Annotated in this window: 23 protein-coding genes, 1 tRNA gene and 1 pseudogene; 14 read left to right on the top strand and 11 right to left on the bottom strand. The window is 68.8% G+C overall.

All coding sequences use genetic code 11. The annotated features are described in order from the left end of the window. Window positions 1-21 precede the first annotated feature (21 nt). The 8 genes and pseudogenes from metK to hemC form a co-directional block, all read right to left on the bottom strand. Window positions 22-1,221: a methionine adenosyltransferase gene (gene metK / locus PSV23_RS09710; protein WP_300468327.1), complete on the bottom strand. Its 1,200-nt coding sequence runs from the start codon at window positions 1,219-1,221 to the stop codon at window positions 22-24. Window positions 1,222-1,278: 57 nt separating this feature from the next. Next, a complete protein-coding gene (locus PSV23_RS09705; protein ID WP_300468325.1) occupies window positions 1,279-1,809 on the bottom strand; it encodes a hypothetical protein in 531 nt (176 codons plus the stop codon). Then, window positions 1,806-2,270: a hypothetical protein gene (locus PSV23_RS09700; RefSeq protein WP_300468323.1), complete on the bottom strand. Its 465-nt coding sequence runs from the start codon at window positions 2,268-2,270 to the stop codon at window positions 1,806-1,808. Before PSV23_RS09700 ends, PSV23_RS09705 begins: the two co-directional genes overlap by 4 nt. A gap of 159 nt (window positions 2,271-2,429) precedes the next feature. Beyond that, complete coding sequence (locus tag PSV23_RS09695; RefSeq protein ID WP_300468321.1) at window positions 2,430-2,690, bottom strand: hypothetical protein; 261 nt, start codon at window positions 2,688-2,690, stop codon at window positions 2,430-2,432. Window positions 2,691-2,802: 112 nt separating this feature from the next. Continuing rightward, window positions 2,803-2,952 (bottom strand): annotated as a pseudogene (locus tag PSV23_RS17385) (helix-turn-helix transcriptional regulator); the annotation flags it as partial. Between the two features lie 82 nt (window positions 2,953-3,034). Beyond that, a tRNA-Thr gene (locus PSV23_RS09690) sits at window positions 3,035-3,110 on the bottom strand. A gap of 39 nt (window positions 3,111-3,149) precedes the next feature. Next, complete coding sequence (locus tag PSV23_RS09685; RefSeq protein ID WP_366524236.1) at window positions 3,150-3,761, bottom strand: uroporphyrinogen-III synthase; 612 nt, start codon at window positions 3,759-3,761, stop codon at window positions 3,150-3,152. A gap of 62 nt (window positions 3,762-3,823) precedes the next feature. Continuing rightward, window positions 3,824-4,774 carry a hydroxymethylbilane synthase gene (hemC, locus tag PSV23_RS09680; RefSeq protein WP_300468319.1) on the bottom strand — a complete coding sequence of 317 codons (951 nt, stop codon included), beginning with the start codon at window positions 4,772-4,774 and terminating at the stop codon, window positions 3,824-3,826. Between hemC and tsaD the strand changes: the two genes are divergently transcribed. The 8 genes from tsaD (at window position 4,773) to PSV23_RS09640 (ending at window position 11,727) form a co-directional block, all read left to right on the top strand. After that, window positions 4,773-6,011 carry a tRNA (adenosine(37)-N6)-threonylcarbamoyltransferase complex transferase subunit TsaD gene (tsaD, locus tag PSV23_RS09675; protein ID WP_300468317.1) on the top strand — a complete coding sequence of 413 codons (1,239 nt, stop codon included), beginning with the start codon at window positions 4,773-4,775 and terminating at the stop codon, window positions 6,009-6,011. The genes hemC and tsaD overlap by 2 nt on opposite strands. A 9-nt stretch (window positions 6,012-6,020) precedes the next feature. Further along, window positions 6,021-7,019, top strand: coding sequence for an NAD(P)H-dependent glycerol-3-phosphate dehydrogenase (locus PSV23_RS09670; protein WP_300468315.1), 999 nt, complete (start codon window positions 6,021-6,023; stop codon window positions 7,017-7,019). Further along, entirely contained in the window at window positions 7,016-7,396 is a 381-nt protein-coding gene (locus PSV23_RS09665) for a Rieske (2Fe-2S) protein (RefSeq protein ID WP_300468313.1), read from the top strand. The genes PSV23_RS09670 and PSV23_RS09665 overlap by 4 nt, the downstream gene beginning before the upstream one ends. 713 nt (window positions 7,397-8,109) lie before the next feature. After that, entirely contained in the window at window positions 8,110-8,679 is a 570-nt protein-coding gene (locus PSV23_RS09660; RefSeq protein WP_300468311.1) for a hypothetical protein, read from the top strand. 13 nt (window positions 8,680-8,692) lie between these two features. Further along, window positions 8,693-9,316 (top strand): hypothetical protein, encoded by a 624-nt coding sequence (locus PSV23_RS09655; RefSeq protein WP_300468309.1) that lies wholly within the window; start codon window positions 8,693-8,695, stop codon window positions 9,314-9,316. 2 nt (window positions 9,317-9,318) lie between these two features. Then, entirely contained in the window at window positions 9,319-9,624 is a 306-nt protein-coding gene (locus PSV23_RS09650; protein WP_300468307.1) for a transcriptional regulator, read from the top strand. A gap of 28 nt (window positions 9,625-9,652) precedes the next feature. Beyond that, entirely contained in the window at window positions 9,653-10,432 is a 780-nt protein-coding gene (locus tag PSV23_RS09645) for a tyrosine-protein phosphatase (RefSeq protein ID WP_300468305.1), read from the top strand. Continuing rightward, window positions 10,429-11,727, top strand: a complete 1,299-nt coding sequence (locus PSV23_RS09640; RefSeq protein ID WP_300468303.1) for an anthranilate synthase component I family protein — start codon at window positions 10,429-10,431, stop codon at window positions 11,725-11,727. The genes PSV23_RS09645 and PSV23_RS09640 overlap by 4 nt, the downstream gene beginning before the upstream one ends. On the opposite strand, the gene PSV23_RS09635 is transcribed toward PSV23_RS09640, so the two are convergent. From PSV23_RS09635 to PSV23_RS09625, 3 genes are read right to left on the bottom strand one after another with little or no spacing between them, the layout of a single operon-like run. Beyond that, window positions 11,724-12,260, bottom strand: a complete 537-nt coding sequence (locus PSV23_RS09635) for a pilus assembly protein (protein WP_300468301.1) — start codon at window positions 12,258-12,260, stop codon at window positions 11,724-11,726. The two genes, PSV23_RS09640 and PSV23_RS09635, sit on opposite strands and share 4 nt — an antisense overlap. Beyond that, window positions 12,257-12,805: a pilus assembly protein gene (locus PSV23_RS09630; RefSeq protein WP_300468299.1), complete on the bottom strand. Its 549-nt coding sequence runs from the start codon at window positions 12,803-12,805 to the stop codon at window positions 12,257-12,259. The genes PSV23_RS09635 and PSV23_RS09630 overlap by 4 nt, the downstream gene beginning before the upstream one ends. Before the next feature lie 15 nt (window positions 12,806-12,820). Next, the gene (locus PSV23_RS09625) at window positions 12,821-13,243 is read right to left on the bottom strand and encodes a pilus assembly protein N-terminal domain-containing protein (RefSeq protein ID WP_300468297.1); all 423 of its coding nucleotides are present in this window, start codon (window positions 13,241-13,243) and stop codon (window positions 12,821-12,823) included. Window positions 13,244-13,508: 265 nt separating this feature from the next. Between PSV23_RS09625 and PSV23_RS09620 the strand changes: the two genes are divergently transcribed. From PSV23_RS09620 to PSV23_RS09595, 6 genes are all read left to right on the top strand, one after another. Continuing rightward, window positions 13,509-13,688 (top strand): Flp family type IVb pilin, encoded by a 180-nt coding sequence (locus tag PSV23_RS09620; protein ID WP_300468295.1) that lies wholly within the window; start codon window positions 13,509-13,511, stop codon window positions 13,686-13,688. Between the two features lie 266 nt (window positions 13,689-13,954). After that, window positions 13,955-14,134, top strand: a complete 180-nt coding sequence (locus PSV23_RS09615; protein ID WP_300468295.1) for a Flp family type IVb pilin — start codon at window positions 13,955-13,957, stop codon at window positions 14,132-14,134. Between the two features lie 223 nt (window positions 14,135-14,357). Then, a complete protein-coding gene (locus PSV23_RS09610; RefSeq protein ID WP_300468293.1) occupies window positions 14,358-14,537 on the top strand; it encodes a Flp family type IVb pilin in 180 nt (59 codons plus the stop codon). A 126-nt stretch (window positions 14,538-14,663) separates the two neighbouring features. Next, a complete protein-coding gene (locus PSV23_RS09605; protein ID WP_300468291.1) occupies window positions 14,664-15,176 on the top strand; it encodes a prepilin peptidase in 513 nt (170 codons plus the stop codon). A gap of 103 nt (window positions 15,177-15,279) precedes the next feature. Then, window positions 15,280-16,191, top strand: a complete 912-nt coding sequence (gene cpaB, locus PSV23_RS09600) for a Flp pilus assembly protein CpaB (RefSeq protein ID WP_300468289.1) — start codon at window positions 15,280-15,282, stop codon at window positions 16,189-16,191. A gap of 8 nt (window positions 16,192-16,199) precedes the next feature. Then, window positions 16,200-17,627 (top strand): type II and III secretion system protein family protein, encoded by a 1,428-nt coding sequence (locus tag PSV23_RS09595; RefSeq protein ID WP_300468287.1) that lies wholly within the window; start codon window positions 16,200-16,202, stop codon window positions 17,625-17,627. The last annotated feature ends 9 nt before the right edge of the window (window positions 17,628-17,636 follow it).

The raw sequence follows: 17,636 nt of genomic DNA, 5'->3' as shown, positions 1-17,636 counted from the left end.
CTGTTAGACGCGCCCGGCCGTTCAGGCCAGCGCCTTCAGCTGGTCGACCAGATCGGTCTTCTCCCAGCTGAACCCGCCGTCGGCGTCCGGCGCGCGGCCGAAGTGGCCGTAGGCGGCGGTGCGGGCGTAGATCGGCTTGTTCAGGCCCAGGTGCTCGCGAATGGCGCGCGGCGTGGCGCCGCCGATCAGACCCAGGATGTTCGCCTCCAGCACCGCCTCGGTGATGGCGCCCTTGCCCGTGCCGTGCAGGTCCACGTGGATCGACTGGGGCTTGGCCACGCCGATGGCGTACGAGATCTGGATGGTGCAGCGGTCTGCCAGACCGGCGGCGACCACGTTCTTGGCCAGGTAGCGGCAGGCGTAGGCGGCCGAGCGGTCGACCTTGGTCGGGTCCTTGCCCGAGAAGGCTCCGCCGCCGTGCGGGGCCGCGCCGCCGTAGGTGTCGACGATGATCTTGCGACCGGTCACCCCGGCGTCGCCGTCCGGGCCGCCGATCTCGAAGATGCCGGTCGGGTTGATGTGCCAGACGGTGTTCTCGTCGGTGAAGCCTTCCGGCAGCACGGCGAGAATGTGCGGCTTGACGATCTCCGCGACGTCGGCGGACGACAGGCCGGCGGCGTGCTGGGTCGACAGAACGATCGAGGTGGCGCGGACGGGCTTGCCGTCCTCGTACTGGATCGTCACCTGGCTCTTGGCGTCGGGCTCCAGCCGCTTGTCGCCGCCATGACGGACCTCGGCGAGGCGCTTCAGGATGTTGTGGCTGTACTGCAGGGTCGCCGGCATCAGCTCGGGCGTTTCGTTCGAGGCGTAGCCGAACATGATGCCCTGGTCGCCCGCGCCCTCGTCCTTGTTGCCGGCGGCGTCGACGCCCACGGCGATGTCGGCCGACTGGCCGTGCAGGCGGTTGATGAATTCGAACCTGTCCCAGTGGAAGCCGGACTGCTCATAGCCGATGTCGCGCACGGCGGCGCGAACGGCGGCCTCGATCTCGTCCTGGACGCCCGGGGCCCAGTTTCCGTCCGTGTCCATGATGCCCTGGCCGCGGATTTCGCCCGCCAGCACGACCAGGTTGGTCGTCGTCAGGGTTTCACAGGCCACCCGCGCATAGGGATCCTTGCCCAGGAACAGATCCACCACGGTGTCGGAGATGCGGTCCGCGACCTTGTCGGGATGGCCTTCGGAGACGCTTTCAGATGTGAACAGGAACGACGAACGGGACAAGGTTGAGCTCCGGCGGCATGGGAAGGCCGGCAGACATATAAGGATATGTTTATATGTTCAAGGCGCACGCTCGACACGGCGCCAGCGAGCGCTCTCGCTCACGGGCCTTTCACCCGCCAGCCAGCGCTCCAGCACGCCGAGCAGGAGCGACAGGGTTGTCAGGACCCCAAGTCCCAGCCGCGCGGCGATATCGGCGCGGTGATCCAGATCAGGGACCATCACCATGGAGACGTGCACCAGTACGGTCAGCACCATCGTGGCTGTCATCGCCAAAGGCCACCAGCGGTCGCTTTTCAGCGCCAGCCGGCCGAAGACAAGCATCAGCAGGGCGTCCTCGACCGCGTGATCCGCGTGGAGCCGACCGATCATCACGGGCGGCGCGAACGACACCACCCAGGCGATGATCAGGACCGTCACTCCAAAACGCTCGGCATGTCCCCCCTTGAGCCATGCGAGGGCGAAAACCAGTACGCTGAAGCTGTAATAGAAGATCTGAAACGGCGAGATATCGGGCCTCCACTCTCTACCGTGCGTCTGGCTGGAGGCCGCGGGCCCGGAAAATCTATACTGGTCCCGGCCCGACGTCATGGCCTTGCTGTTCGACCACCCCAGTTGGCGCTCTCGCTGACGGGCCGCTCACCGGCCAGCCAACGCTCGCCGACGCCCGCCAACAGGGCGAGGTCCAGAGCCACGACCAGACCCAGGTGGGCCGAAATTTCCGCGCGCCGGTCGAACTCCGGAACAAGGGCCATGGCCAGGTAGACGAGCACGCTCAACGTCACCACCGCGGAGGCGGCGAAAGGCCACCATCGACCGCCCTTCAGCGCCATCCGGATGAAGATGCCCAGCAGGGCCAGTTCGAGCGCGACATCGAAGAGGGGAAGGTCGCCGACCATGACATTGTGCAGCCAGGCCGGCGTCGCGATCAATGTCGTCATCCAGATCAGGGTCGCACAGGCGCCGAGGCGTTCAGGATGTCCGCCCCTGATCCAGGCGACCAGAATCGTGGCCATCGTGAAGTACAGGGCGCCGAGCTGGACTGGAGTCATGGTCTGCGCCTCCGGGGCTGTCGCCTCAACCGGCGGCCCCGGGCTGAGGGTCAGGACGGATGGCGCGGTCGATCGCCCGGGCCTGTCCGGTATAGGCGACCACCAGATCGGCGACGGCCTTGATCATGACCGCGGCCAGAACCAGGGTCAGCAGCAGGATCAGGAGACGGAGGCCCCAACCGCGCGGGGGAGGTCGGTACCCGAGCCGTCCCTCTGGGCTCCCACCTGGGCCATCACCCAGCCGGCGCTCAGCACCTGCTGCAGCAGTTCGCGGGGATTCGCCCGTTCCGCGTCGTCCGCCAGTCCGCGCATCAGATGCGCTCTCACGGGATCGTTCGCTCCCAGGGGGCTGAACCCGTTGAGCGCCGCTTCCAGATCTTCCCACGTCCAGTGCGGAAGCGTCTTGGTTTGAGATGCCATCGTCAGACTCCGTGAGTGGGGAGTTACTGACACCGACCCCGGCCGTCTTCGCCATGGGGTCTTTCGTAGGGTCTGGTACGTTTCGTTCCAGAATCGCCAGCGCGGCCTTGCGCCGATTGACGTCCAGACGGCGGCACGCCTCGTGAACGTGTTTCTTGACCGTAGCCTCCGACAGGCCGAGCCGGCCCGCGATCTCCTTGTCGGTCAGGAAGGCGGTCAACCTCAGACATTCTTCCTGCCGCGCGCTGAGCCGCTGGGACATGACCGCTCCAAATATTACGGTCTAGCTATGACGTTCCGGATAAGCCGTCCAGATCATCTTTGTTTTTCGGGGCTTGGAAAAATGGTGCCGCTTAGGTGACTCGAACACCTGACCCCCGCATTACGAATGCGATGCTCTACCAGCTGAGCTAAAGCGGCCTTGACGCGGTGGACCTCGGTCCGCGCGAGAGGCGCTCTTTATACGCGGTGCGCGGGCTTGCCAAGCGCCTCGAGCAGGGCGGACTCATCGGGAGCGGCCGCGCTTCGGATTTCCAGACCGGCTCCGTCGCCAAGACCGCCCGCGACGGCCGCGGACAGGGCGACGGCCACCTCCCCCGAGAATGGCCCCAGCGCCCCCAGGGCGCGGGCGGCGCGGGCCGAATGGATCAGGACGGCGTCAAATTCCCCTGGCGGCGCGGCGCCGGTTTCAACGGCTTCATAGATCGGCAGCGGCCGCACCCTGATGCGGCGCGCGAGCAAGGCTGACAGGTCCCCCGCCGGCTCCAGCGCGCCGGGAACCAGCACCAGCCCCTGTCTCGGCGCCTCGGCGATCAGAAGGTCCGCCAGATCGGCCAGGGCTCCGTCCGCGGATCGGACGCTTCCGAACCCCTGGGCCCGTGCGGCGGCGGCCGTCGCGTCTCCGACGGTGAACACCGGCAGCGCGCGCTCGGAACTCAGGCCGGAGAAGGCGTCGACCCCGTTCCGGCTAGTGAACGCCAGGGCGGTGACGCCGTCCAGCGCGACCACGGCGGGGAAGGGCCGAACCTCCAGCAACGGCGCGACAACCGGCTCGAAGCCGAGCGCGATCAACCGGTCGGCGGTGCGCGTGGCGCCCGGCTCGGCGCGGGTGACCCAGACCCGCCGGATCGGCGTCAGGACGGAGTCCTCTGATCGCCCGCCGCCGCGTGAACCTCGGCCCCCAGCGCCAGCCCCATGGCCCGCGCCTGCCCCATAGCGTCGGCTCCCTGGATGTCGGCCATGTCCGCCGTCCGGCGCCAGCGCGCCGAACCGTCGGGAGCCAGCATTTCCGTGGTCAGGCGCAGCCGGTCGTCGATCACCTGGGCATAGGCTCCGACGGCCGTGCGGCACGACCCCTCCAGCGCTGTCATCGCGCCGCGTTCCGCCGCCACGGCCAGCGCCGTCATCGGGTCGTTCAGCGCCGCGACCCAGGCGGCGTCCGTGTCGTCGATGCGCATCTGCAGGGCCAGCGCGCCCTGCCCCGGAGCCGGCAGGAAGTCGTCCAGCGACAACCGCTCGCGGATCACCCCCTCGAACCCCAGCCGGTTCAATCCCGAAACCGCCAGGAGGATGGCGTCGAAGTCGCCGTCGGCCGCGCGCCGCAATCGGGTGTCCACGTTTCCGCGCAGCATCTCGACGGCCAGATCGGGCCGCAACGCCAGCGCCTGGGCCTGACGGCGCAGCGAGGCCGTTCCCAGCCGCGCGCCCATCGGCAGCTCGGCGAACGTGGCGAAGGTCTGGCTGACGAAGGCGTCCCGCGCGTCTTCCCGCGGCGGCACGGCGGCGATGCACAGCCCCGGCGGCTGCTCGGCCGGCACGTCCTTCATCGAATGAACCGCCACATCGACGCGGCCGTCGGCCAGCGCCTCCTCGATTTCCTTGGTGAACAGCGCCTTGCCGCCGATCTCCATCAGGCGGCGATCCTGCACCCGGTCGCCCGTGGTGACGATCTCGACCAGCGGCACGGCCTCGGCCAGATCGGCCTCCGCGACCCCCAGGGCGTGGCCGATGGCGCGTTGCATCATGCCCGACTGGGTCATCGCCAATTTGGAGCGGCGCGTGCCGATGCGGACGAGGTGAGCCATGAGAGTCGTTGCGCCGGATGAACGGGGTCGCTACCTCGACCCGATGGACAGGCCCGCCGACTATAGCAGCGAAGGGAGCCGGGCAACCGACGCCCCGTCCTTCGCCGTGGGCGGCGCCCTGACGGTCCTCGGCATCGAGACCAGCTGCGACGAGACCGCCGCCTCGGTCGTGCGCCTGTCGCCCGATGGCGAAGCGACCGTGCTGTCGTCCGTCGTGCACAGCCAGATCGACGATCACGCGGCCTATGGCGGAGTGGTCCCCGAGATCGCCGCCCGCAGTCACGTGGAGATGATCGACGGCGTCGTCCGCCGGGCGATGCAGGAGGCCGGCCTCGACTATGGCGCGCTGGACGGCGTGGCGGCGACGGCCGGACCCGGGCTGGTCGGCGGCGTCATGGTGGGCCTGAGCTTCGGCAAGGCCGTCGCCCTCGCCCGCGACCTGCCGCTGATCGCCGTCAACCATCTGGAGGGTCACGCCGTCTCGGCCCGGCTGGGCGCCAGGGTCGACTACCCCTTTCTGCTGCTGCTGGTCTCGGGCGGCCACTGCCAGCTTCTGGAGGTGCGCGGCGTCGGCGACATGACCCGGCTGGGCACCACCATCGACGACGCCGCCGGCGAGGCCTTCGACAAGATCGCCAAGGCCCTGGGCCTCGGCTATCCGGGCGGGCCCGCGCTTGAAAAGCTGGCCGCGACCGGCGACGGCGCCCGCTTCGATCTGCCGCGCGCCTTGCTGGGCCGCAAGGATTGCGACTTCTCCTTCTCGGGCCTCAAGACCGCCGCCTCGCGCCTGGCCCAGGCCTGCGAGACGGATCAGGACCGCGCGGACCTCGCCGATGCGGTCCAGAGCGCCATAGCCCGCCAGCTCAGCGAACGCTCCGACCGCGCGCTCAAGGCCTGGGCCGAACGCCACGACGGCGCCCTCACGCAACCGGGCCCCGCGGGCGAGGCGGTAGGGCGAAAAAGACTGTTCGTCGTCGCCGGCGGCGTCGCCGCCAACCGCACCGTCCGCGCCACACTGGAAGCGACGGCCGCCGCCAACGGTTTCGCCTTCCTCGCCCCGCCCATTGCCTGGTGCACCGACAACGCCGCGATGATCGCCCTCGCCGGCGCCGAACGCTTGCAGAAGGGGCTGACCTCCGACATCGATACCGCCGCCCGGCCGCGCTGGCCGCTGGACGAACAGAGCGCGCTCGCCGACCCGGTCCATCCGCCGGGCCGCAAGGGCGCCAAGGCCTAGGGAAGACATATGCAGTTCAAGACCGCGGGAGTGATCGGCGCCGGCGCCTGGGGCACCGCCCTGGCCCAGGTCGCGGGCTGGGCCGGACTCGAGGTCCTGCTTCAGGCGCGCGAGCCCGAGGTGGTCGAAAGCATCCGCGCAAGGCGGGTGAACGAGGCCTTCCTGCCCGGCATCACCCTGGACGAGCACGTCTCCGTCACGGCCGACCTGGCGGACCTCGGCGCCTGCGACGTCATTCTGGCCGTACCGCCGGCCCAGCATATGCGCTCCACCCTGACGGCCTTCGCCGCCCATCACCGCGCGGGCGTCCCGGTGATCCTGTGCTCCAAGGGCATCGAACGCGGCTCCTTGAAGCTGATGACCGAGGTGCTGGCCGAGACCCTGCCCGCCGCGCCGGCCGCCGTCCTGTCCGGCCCCAGTTTCGCGGCGGAAGTCGCGCGAGGCCTGCCCAGCGCCGTCACCCTGGCCTGCGCTGACGAGGCCTTGGGCGAGGAGTTGATGTGGACGCTGTCGGCCCCCGGATTCCGTCCCTACCTGGCGTCCGATCTGGTCGGGGCCGAGGTCGGCGGCGCGATCAAGAATGTCCTGGCCATCGCCTGCGGCATGTCCGAGGGCCGCGGCCTGGGCCGCAGCGCCCACGCCGCCCTGATCACGCGCGGCTTCGCCGAAATGACGCGGATGGGGGTCGCCCTGGGGGGGCGGGCCGAGACCGTCGCCGGCCTGTGCGGCCTCGGCGATCTGGTCCTGACCTGTTCCAGCCCCCAGTCCCGCAACATGAGCCTCGGCCTCGCCCTGGGTCAGGGCCAGACCGTTGAACAGGCTCTGGCCGGGAAACGCTCGGTGGCCGAAGGCTACGAAAGCGCGCCGGCCGTGCGGGAACTGGCGACGAAGATGGGCGTCGACATGCCCATCTCCGTCGCCGTCGCCGCCCTGCTGAACGGCGAGACGACGGTCGGGGCCGTGATCGACAGTTTGCTGTCGCGTCCGCTCAAGGTCGAGCGGCATTGAGTGAAGTCCCCGCCGACGCCGGGCGTCCCCGCGTCTGGACCACGCCGCCGAACGTGACCCTGTGCGCCGAGACGGACATCGCCGACCCGGGGTCGCGCGGCTTCGTTCTGCAGATCGGCGAGGCCTTCTTCCACGGTTTCGTCGTCCGCAGGGCCGGACAGGTGGCCGGCTATGTCGACCGGTGCCCGCATCAGGGCTTTCCCCTGGCGATCGAACTGGACCGCTACCTGATCCCGGACGGATCCCTGATCCTGTGCGGCTGGCACGGCGCCGTGTTCGAGCCCCTGTCCGGCGCCTGCGTGGGCGGACCCTGCGCGGGCGCCCGCCTGACGCCATGGCCGGTCGAGGCGCGCGACGGGGTGATCCGGACGGTTTGAGGGACAGCGCCCCTCTCCCGTTGGGAGAGGGCTTGAGCGCACGGCGGCGTTAGCCGTCGTCCTTGCGCGAAAGGGTGAGGGTCGTCTGCCCCGGGGCGGCTTCGCCGCGTCCGCCAGTCGACCCTCGCCCGGCGCTGCGCGCCACCTTCTCCCAACGGGAGAAGGATCAGGATTTGTGCGAGCAATCCGTCGCCAGCCATACAAGTTGCATACGCCAACGTCTTGATCTCGCTGCGCTTCCCCGAAAGACCAGCGTCATTTCGTAGCCGCAGGAACGGCCCGTGCGACACTGCTCCCCGTCCCGTCGCAGGGAGGCTCGCTCGGCCGGCGAACCGAAGCGGCGGCGGGAGCGGAAGGAGCGGGCCGCACCGGGACCCTTTTCCCGGCAGCGGAAGCCGAACCGGTGGAAAGCCGGCGGCTCAGGGCGCGGGGTAGTCAGAACCCGCGCTGGTCCGGGAGACGGTCGTCGCCGTCCCCGCCCGTGGCGAGCTTAACGGACCACCCTGCAAAGAGGGGGTTTTCGTCCGTGCCCGTCGAAAACCGACCGCGCGGAGCGTTCGTCTTTCGCCGAAACGGTATTCAAATCTTCTCATCCGGGCGAAGGCCCGGACGCTCCGCCCACGCCTCCCACAATGACATCGCCCGCCCACAATGAAGCACTTTACATTTCAAAGTAACCGTGGGAGAATCGGGCGAACAGGGAGATTTCACGCATGTCCGCCGTCGCCTTCGATCTCGCCGCCGATCGCACCGCGGCCACCGTTCCGGTCTGCGCGGGCCGCGTCCTCGTTCTGGCCGGCGCCGCCTTCGGCGCCGCCAACCTGATCCAGTGGGGCGTCATGACCGGTGCCCTCGGCTGGCATCCGGCCGTGCTCGGCCTCAGCTGGCCGGTCGCCGTCGGCGTCTTCCTGGCGGGCGTGTTCCGCCTGCGCCGCGCGGGCGGCGAGGCGGGCCGCCGCGTCGCCGGCTGGTCGCGCCTCGCCATCCTGATCCACATCGGCGCGGCCCTGGCCCTGGCCGGCCTGTCGGCCGCCGCGGGCGACTGGGAGCTGATGCGCTGGACCTCGGCCGTCGGCCTGACGCTGTACGGCCTCGCCTGGGCCATCGCCGCGATCCGTACCGGAACCGCCAATATGGCCGTGCTCGCCGCCATCGCCTTCGCCGGCGTCGCGGGGATCGCCCTGCGCTTCGGGACGCCGGACCCCTATCTGATCCATGTTTGCGCGCTTGCCCTCGTGGCCCTGATTCCCGGGCTCTGGCTGGCCCTTGGCCGTCGCCTGTAAGGACGAAAGACCGATGATCGAAAAGACCGAAGACCCCGCCGCCGACATCGCCTGGATGCGCCGGCTCGCCGAGGACGGGGCCCAGGCCCCGCTGCTGAACGGCCCCATCATGATCGCGGCGGGCGTCATCTTCGGCGCGGCCAACGTCATCCAGTGGGCGATCCAGACCGGCGCGCTGGCGGTCGATCCGATGGCCCAGCTGTGGCTCTGGCTCGCGGCCGGCGCCGTCTTCGCCCTCGCCCTGTTCATCCTGATCCGGCGCGCCAGCCGCAAACCCGGGTTTGGCTCGCACGGCAACAAGGCCGTCGGCGCCGCCTGGTCCGCTATCGGCTTCGGCATTTTCGTCATGTGGCTCAGCCTGATGGCGATCGGATTCCGGTCGGGCGACTGGACCATGATGTGGGCGATGCCCAGCATCGTCGCGACCGCCTATGGCTCGGCATGGATGGTGTCTGCGGCGGCGACGGGGCAGCGCTGGATGACGCTTGTCGGCCTGTTGGCCTATGCGGGAGCGATCGTGTCCGGGGCCCTGATCGGCAGCACGACCATCTACCTCGTCTTCGCCGTGCTCATGGTGGCGACCGCGCTCGTGCCCGGCTTCGTGCTCATGCGCCAGGAACCGGCGGAAGTGGCCTGACCGTGGCCGATGATTTCGACATCGCGCGGATCGACGAGGTCATCCACGGCCGCATCCGGCTGGGCATCATGGCCTTCCTGTCCGGGGTCGACCGGGCCAACTTCAATGAACTGAAGGCCCGGCTGCAGACCACCGACGGCAATCTGTCGGTCCATCTGCGCAAGCTCGAGGACGCCGGCTTCGTCGCTGTGACCAAGCGGTTCGAGGCCCGCAAGCCCCTGACCGAGGCTTCGATGACCCCGGCCGGGCGCAAGGCCTTCGTCGCCTATCTCGACGCCATGCAAGGCCTGGTCGGCAAGAGTGGTTAGACCGCCGCGCCTCGGCTAGAAGGCGGCCATGACCGGCCGCATCCACCGCTTTGACGCACTCGACAATTTCCGGGACTACGGCGACTACGCCGCCGGCGCCGGCCGCCACATCGCGCCGGGACGGCTGTTCCGCTCGGCGCATCAGGCGCGGGTGAGCGCCGCCGATCTGGACCGTCTGGACGCGCTGGGGATCGCCGCCATCGTCGACCTGCGGCGGCCTTCGGAACGGCGGGATCAGCCGTCGAAACGGCCTCCCGGCTTCACCGGGGCGGTGATCGAAAGCGACCATGACGACGGCGGCGAGGCTCCGCACATCACCTTCCTGAGAACCGCCGACCTGACGCCCGACTCCGGGCGGCGCTTCATGACCGACACCTACAGCCGGCTGCCGTTCGAGGCATCGCATCTCGACCTGTTCTCCCGCTATTTCCGTGCCCTGGCCGAGACCGACGGGCCGGTCCTGATCCACTGCGCCGCCGGCAAGGATCGGACCGGCCTGCTGGCCGCCCTGACCCACCATCTGCTCGGGGTCCACCCGGATGACATGATCGCCGACTATCTGCTGACCAACACCGCCGTGGATCTGGAACGGCGCGCGCCGGGGATCGCCCGCCAGCTGGAGGCCATGACCGGCCGCCCCGCCTCGCACGACGCCATCGTGGCCTTCCTCGGCGTCGAGCCGGTCTATCTGGAAACCGCCCTGGCCGGGATCGCCGCCCGACACGGCTCGGTCGATGCCTATCTCGAACAGGCGCTGGGCGTCGACGCCCGGCTGCGCGACCGCATCCGCGAGCGGCTGGCGGCGTGAACCCCCGGGTCCTCGAAACGCGCACAAGGCCGTGGCGTGATCCGCTCGCGGTCGCCAACGGCCTGAGACATCTGGACGGCCCGCTGGCCCTGCTCTCGGACGGGGGCGTGCTGGGGCGCTGGTCGTTCGTGGCCGCCGAACCGGATCAGGTCCATATCGGCGCCCTGCCGGCGGACGGCGGACTCGGCCCGCTGGGCGCGCCACCCTTCGAGGCCGGCGTTGTCGGGCTGATCACCTATGATGCGGGCGCCCGCGCCGCGACCGGTCCCCGCCCGGAGGTCTGGCCCGACCTGATGCTGGCCCGTTATCCGGCCATGCTGGCCTTCGATCATCGCGACCGCTCGATCACGGTGATCGGGCGGGGCGACGATCCCGCCTCGGCCCGGGCCGCCGCCGAACGGGCCGAGGTCTGGCTGGCCGCCGCCCGCGATCCGGCGCGGCCCGCCGCCCCGGCCGCCTCATTCGAAGCCGATGCCCCGCCCGGGGCCTATGTCGACGCCGTGGCTGATGTGGTTGACCGCATCGCCGCCGGGGAGCTTTTTCAGGCCAATATCGCGCGGGCCTGGTCAGGCGCGCTGGCGCCGGAGGCCGATCCGTTCGATGTGGTTCTGCGCCTGTCCGACCGGGCTGCGGCCTACGGCGCCTTCTGGCGGCTGGGCGACCTGGCGATCGTTTCCAACTCGCCCGAACTGTTCCTGACCTTCGACCCGGAAAACCGCCGGATCGAGACCCGGCCGATCAAGGGCACCCGCCCCCGCGACGCCGATCCCATGCGCGACGCCGCTCTCGCCGCTGAACTCGAGGCCAGCGCCAAGGATCGGGCCGAAAACCTGATGATCGTCGATCTGATGCGCAATGATCTGGCGCGAGTAGCCGAACCGGGCTCCGTCGCGGTGGAAAGGCTGTTCGAGGTCGAAAGCCATCCGACCGTCCACCACCTGGTCTCAACGGTGTCGGCGCGCGCCCGGGACGGCGTCGGGCCCGCCGACCTGCTGGCGACGGCCTTCCCGCCCGGCTCGATCACCGGCGCGCCCAAGCACCAGGCCATGAAGGTCATCGCCGGCCATGAGCCGCCGCGAGGTCCGTGGTGCGGCAGCCTGTTCCACATCGAGGACGACGGCCGGATGACGGCTTCGGTTCTGATCCGCACAGCCTCCTTCAGAGGATCCGGCGCCGGCTGGAGTTTCCGGGCCCTTGCCGGCGCGGGCATCGTCGCTGACAGCGAACCCCGGGCCGAACTGGCCGAGACCGACGCCAAGATCCGGGCCCTTCGCGAGGCCCTGACGGGTGTCTAGCAGTCCGAGCAGACCACGTTGTCGACGGTGCGCGGCCGCAGATAATAGATGTGGGAGAACCGCGTCACCGCGGGCATCAGATAGTCCACGGGCGAGTCGTAGTCATAGGTGGCTTCCGACACGATGATGCTTTCCCCGTCGGAGATCAGTCCCGCCGGCAGAACGATGACTTCATCGACCGCCCGCCCGGCCACGCCCTGGCCGCGGCTCCAGGTGACTTTGACCACGCCCGCCGTCTGCGTCACGCTGCTGACGCGCTGTTGTAGCGGCGTTGTGGAAAATGGCTTCATGATCAGCCCGCCGATCTGGAAGATGTCGTCCAGGTTGGCCGTCGCCACGGTCTCTTCCTGGGCCACCAGATCGGCCACCATGGCCGAGACATGGCCCATGCGCTTTTGCGCCATATAACCCTGGCAGAACTCGGCCATGCCGAAATAGAAGGCGATCATAACCGGAGCGATCAGGGCGAACTCGACCGCCGACACGCCCCGCTCGTCGCCCGTCAGGCGGGAGATGATCCCCTTGCGTCTCATGCCGGCTCATTCCGGAACGCTGTGGTCGCGGTCAGCATCGCGGCGCCGTCGCTCAGGCGCGACAGCCCCTGACCCAGGAAGGTCGTCAGCAGCGGTTGCCGATACCAGACTCGCACCAGGATGAGATCGCCCGGGTTGCCGTTGGCATAGGTCAGGGACCCGGTGTCGAACGTTCCGCCAGCCATCGGATCGGGTGGCGTCACGGCGAACTGGGGGATGACCCGCACATCGACCGACGCCCGGGCGTCGCAGTCAGACGCGAAGATGCTCATCCGGCTGCACAGGGAGGTCTTGAACTGCGCCGCGGTCATGTTCTGGGCGCTGGCCTGGCCTGTGCGGATCAGACGGCCGGTCTCGATGGCGGCGTTCTCCAGGACGGAGTCCGTCACGAACACGAGGCCCAGCTCCAGGATGGCGAACATCATCATGAAGAACGGCAGGGCGACCATGCCGAACTCGACAGCCGCCGACCCGTCCCGCTCCGCCAGAAGACGGGCGAAAAAGCCGCGACGGAGCGCCGGGGGCCGGGACTTTCGCAAGCGCATCTGCAAGGCCGTTCCTTACGGTGTGGGCGCGCCGCCGCTGGTCCCGCGCAGCGACGGGGAGCAGGAGGCCGCGCACGCCATTTCCGTGGCCAGGCCGCCACGCCAGACGCGAACCCGGCCCGCGCCCGAGCCGGCCGTGACGACGACTTCGCTCTGGAAGACGGTGCGCCCGATGCTGTCGACAGCCACGATCTCGGTCACGCCATAACCCTTGCCGGTGATGTACAGGGTGTTGGAATCCACCACCGTCACATCGGCGATCAGGGGATTGCCCACGATCACCGAACCGGCAGGGCCGCGCAGTTGCACCCGCGCGGCCTGATCAATCTCGACGCTCAGCCGCGCGGACTGTGCGGCGCCCACTGCCGGAACAGCCATAACAGCGATGGCGGCGAGAGCGGCGCCCAGCAGGGCGGCGGATGGAATGGAGCGGGTCATGGCGTCGACTTCCAGTGAACGGGCGCGCGCGTAAGCGTGGTCCGGACACTGCCCCCGCAAACCTCAATAAAGTCTGAAATCATGCAACAGCGGGGACAGTTATAGTAAACAGCGCGTCAATAAAGAAATCACATTTCATCATTCGCGTTTTACTCGTCCTTAATCGGCAGTCGGCATGATGAGACTGTAAAAGGGGGTCAAGCGGGCAAAACCGCGACCCCGGTGGTGTCAACGATTGCTCGCTTAACGCAGAAGGATTTCAGCCATGACCAAGTTCGTTTCGAAATTCATGTCCGACGAGTCGGGCGCCACGGCCATCGAGTACGGCCTGATCGCCGCCCTCATCGCGGTCGTCATCATCTCGGCCGTGACGGCCCTGGGCGCGACCATCAAGACCAAGTTCAACGCCGTCGTCACCGGCATGGGCGGCACCGCCGGAACCTGACACTCCGACGAACCTCCTGAGACCGGCGAAGGGCCGGGGCGGAAACGCCCCGGCCCTTCTGCTTTCCCACCCTCCCCCGGGTGGACCCGATTCTTGCCCGTTTCCGCAGACGTGAAAAATAATCAGGGTGAATTGCCAAGTAACCACGACCGCCTACCCAGCCTTAACCGACATGGGCGACAACGGTCCTGCATTTGGGGGTCAAGCGGGCTACCGGCTCCCCCCGTTTTGAGTAGCTCGCTTCACTCCATCCAGAAGGAAATCCAATGACCAAGTTCGTTTCGAAATTCATGTCCGACGAGTCGGGCGCCACGGCCATCGAGTACGGCCTGATCGCCGCCCTCATCGCGGTCGTCATCATCTCGGCCGTGACGGCCCTGGGCGCGACCATCAAGACCAAGTTCAACGCCGTCGTCACCGGCATGGGCGGCACCGCCGGAACCTGACACTCCGACGAACCTCCTGAGACCGGCGAAGGGCCGGGGCGGAAACGCCCCGGCCCTTCTGCTTGTGCGACATCGCAAACAAGCTTTGCGGTAAAACCGGCGGTAATCATTTTTGTGCGCTGGCGCTTAACCTGATTGGGACCACTCTCCCCCCGGTTCAGGGTCACACATCAGCCCCCGGCGCGTCGCCGGATGGCCGCGGCCCAAACCCGGGAGGCAAGCCATGACCAAGTTCGTTTCGAAATTCATGTCCGACGAGTCGGGCGCCACCGCCATCGAGTACGGCCTGATCGCCGCCCTGATTGCAGTCGTCATCATTTCGGCCGTGACCGCCCTGGGCGCGACCATCAAGACCAAGTTCAACGATGTCGTGACCGGCATGGGCGGCACCGCCGGAACCTGACGCGGCCACGAGCATGAAAACAGCGGAAGGCCGGGACGATTGTCCCGGCCTTCCTGCGTTGGAGAGCGTGGCCCCGCCGCGACGCTCGGCAACCCCGTTTTAACCGCGTCCATGTGAAATGCGGCCATGGACACCGTGACTCTGATCCTTCTGGGCGTGATGCCGGCCCTCGTCATCATCGCCGGGCTCAAGGACCTGACCTCGATGAAGATCCCCAACTGGATCTCGGGGCTGCTGGTGGTCGGCTTCTTCCCCGCCGCCCTGGTCGTGGGACTCGACCCGATGACGGTCGCGACAAATGTGGGCATCGCCGCCCTGGCCCTGGTGGTCGGGGCCGGCATGTTCGCCTTGCGCTGGATCGGAGGAGGCGACGCCAAGCTGACGGCGGCGGCCTGCCTGTGGCTGGGCCTGACGGGGTCCGGCATGTTCCTCTTGTGGACCGGGGTGATGGGCGGCGTCTTCTGCCTGGCGCTGCTGTTCGCCCGCTTCCATTCGCGGCCCTATCTGCTCGGCGCACCAGGCTGGGTGGTGCAGCTGATGGAGCCCCGGGGCGACATACCCTATGGCGTGGCCATCGCAGCCGGCGCCTTGATGGCCTATCCGGCCTCGCCTTTGCTGGCGGCCTTCATCGCAGGGTAACAGCGACTTAGGCCCGCGTTAACCCGCGCCCGGCATGGTCGTTAACGGTAGGGGGCCACGGGACCGACTCAGCGGTCCGGCCCGGTCCTGCCGGAGACCGTCGATGAAGCCCGCTCGTATCATCGTGATCTGCGTCGCCGCCGTGGCCGCCATCGGCCTGGCCCTGGTCGTGCGCGCCATGGGATCGCCCTCGAAAACCCCGACCGCCGTCGCCACGGCCGCCGCCGTTCCCACGCGGCCGATGGCGAAGGTGCTGGTCGCCGCCAAGGACCTGCAGCCCGGCCAACGCCTGACCGAAGGCGACCTGGACTGGAAGGACTGGCCCGCCGACGAGGTCAACCCGGCCTTCATCACCGATGGCTCCGTGCCCGTGCCGTCCGCCGAAGCCGCCGCTGCGCCGGCGAACAAGCCCGAAGGCGCTGTCGCCTCGGTGACCCGCGCCGCCACCGATCTGGCGACCGGCGGCGCGAAGGCGGACTATGTCGGCTCGGTCGTGCGCGAACCCATTCTGGCGGGCGAGCCGATCGTCAGCCGCAAGATCGTCCGCGCCGGGGACAGCGGCTATATGGCCGCCTATCTGGAGCCGGGTATGCGCGCCATGGCCATCCGCGTCACGGTCGAGACGGCCGCGGGCGGCTTCATCCTCCCGGGCGACCGGGTCGATGTGCTGCTGACCCGCGAAACCAACCTGGCCAATGCGGGCGCCCAGGACTCTGACCGGTCCAAATTCGCTTCCTCCACGGTGATGCAGAACGTCAAGGTGCTGGCGATCGACCAGTCGACGCGGGCCGGCGACGATGAACAGGCGGTGGTCGGGGCGACCGCCACCCTGGAACTGGGCCCCCGCGACGCCGAAGCCCTGGCCCTCGCGAAGTCCGAAGGCGAACTGAGCCTGGTCCTGCGCTCCTACGCCGACACCGGCGGTCCATCCGGCCGGGTCGCGCCGGTCGCCCGACAGTCAACCGCCGTCCGCGTGTTCCGCGGGGGAGCGCCTGAAGTGGTGGTGGTCCAATGAAACGCCCGATGACGCGTCTTGCCGCCCTCGCCCTGGCCGGCCTCACGCTGGCCGCTGCGGTTCCGGTCCTGCCGGATGTCGCCCAGGCCCAGTCCCGCGCCGCCCTGCCCATGGGCGCCGGTGCGCAACTGATCAATCTGCCACGCGGCTCGTCCATGGCGATCGACCTGCCGTCGGACGCCCGCGACGTGATCGTACCGAACCCCGTGGTCGCCGAGGCCATGCTGCATTCGCCGCGGCGCATCACCATCATCGGTCTGCAACCGGGCGAGACCGACGCCGTCGTCCTGGACGCCGCCGGCCGCACCATCCTGTCCCTGCGCATTCGCGTGGACGCCGGCGTATCGGCGCTGCAGGACACGCTGGGCCGGGTCATGCCGGGGTCAGGGGTTCGGGCCGAGGCGGTCAATGACAGCATCATTCTGACTGGCCCCGTCAACAGCCCGGGCGAGGCCGACCGCGCCGCCCAGGTCGCGCGCGCCTTTGTCTCCGCGCCCGAAAAGGTCATCAACATGATGACGATCTCCGGGTCGGATCAGGTGATGGTCAAGGCGCGGGTGATCGAGGTGCAGCGCACCGCGATCAAACAGCTGGGCCTCGACGTAGACGCCGTGCTGAACTCCGTCGGCGACGGCCTGTCCTTCGCCCAGTCGGCGACCTTCGCCGTGTCCGGCAGCCAGCTGGGTGGCGGCCTCCTCAACTATCTGGATCAAAGCGGCGACGGCAACAGGCTGGACACCAGCATCCGCGCCTTCGAACGCGCCGGACTGGTCCGAATCCTGGCCGAACCCAATCTGACGTCCGTCAACGGCGAGAACGCCGAGTTCCTGGCGGGCGGCGAGTTCCCCGTCCCAACCGGCCGCGACGTGGACTCCACCACAGGTCAGGTCACCATCGGCATCGAGTTCAAGCCGTTCGGCGTGCGCCTGGCGTTCCGCCCCATCGTCCTGTCGCAGGGCCGAATCTCGCTGCAGCTGTCGACCGAGGTCTCGGAGTTGACCTCGGAAGGCGCGTTCACGCTCGGCGGCACCGCCGACGACGCCCTGGTCATTCCAGCCCTGAAGGTGCGGCGCGCCTCATCCACCGTCGAGCTGCCCTCGGGCGGATCGATGATGATCGCCGGCCTCCTGCGCGAAGACACCCGCCAGAACATCGACCAGCTGCCCGGCATCGGCAGCCTGCCGGTGCTGGGCGCCCTGTTCCGGTCGCGCGACTATCTGTCCGGTGAGACGGAACTGGTCATCATCATCGAAGCCTACATCGTCTCCCCGACCTCGCCTGGTCGGATGCAGACGCCCGCCGATGGCCTGATCATCGCCAATGACGCCCAGACCCTGCTGTTCGGGCAGCTGAACCAGCAATACCGGCCCGCCGGTGGAGCCGCCGTCGGGTCCGACGCCGGGTGGACCGGTCCAGTAGGCTATGTGATCGAATGAGGATTCCGG

This window comes from Brevundimonas sp. (assembly GCF_029946145.1).
Classification (GTDB): domain Bacteria; phylum Pseudomonadota; class Alphaproteobacteria; order Caulobacterales; family Caulobacteraceae; genus Brevundimonas.
This window is presented reverse-complemented; position numbering and strand designations above follow the sequence as displayed.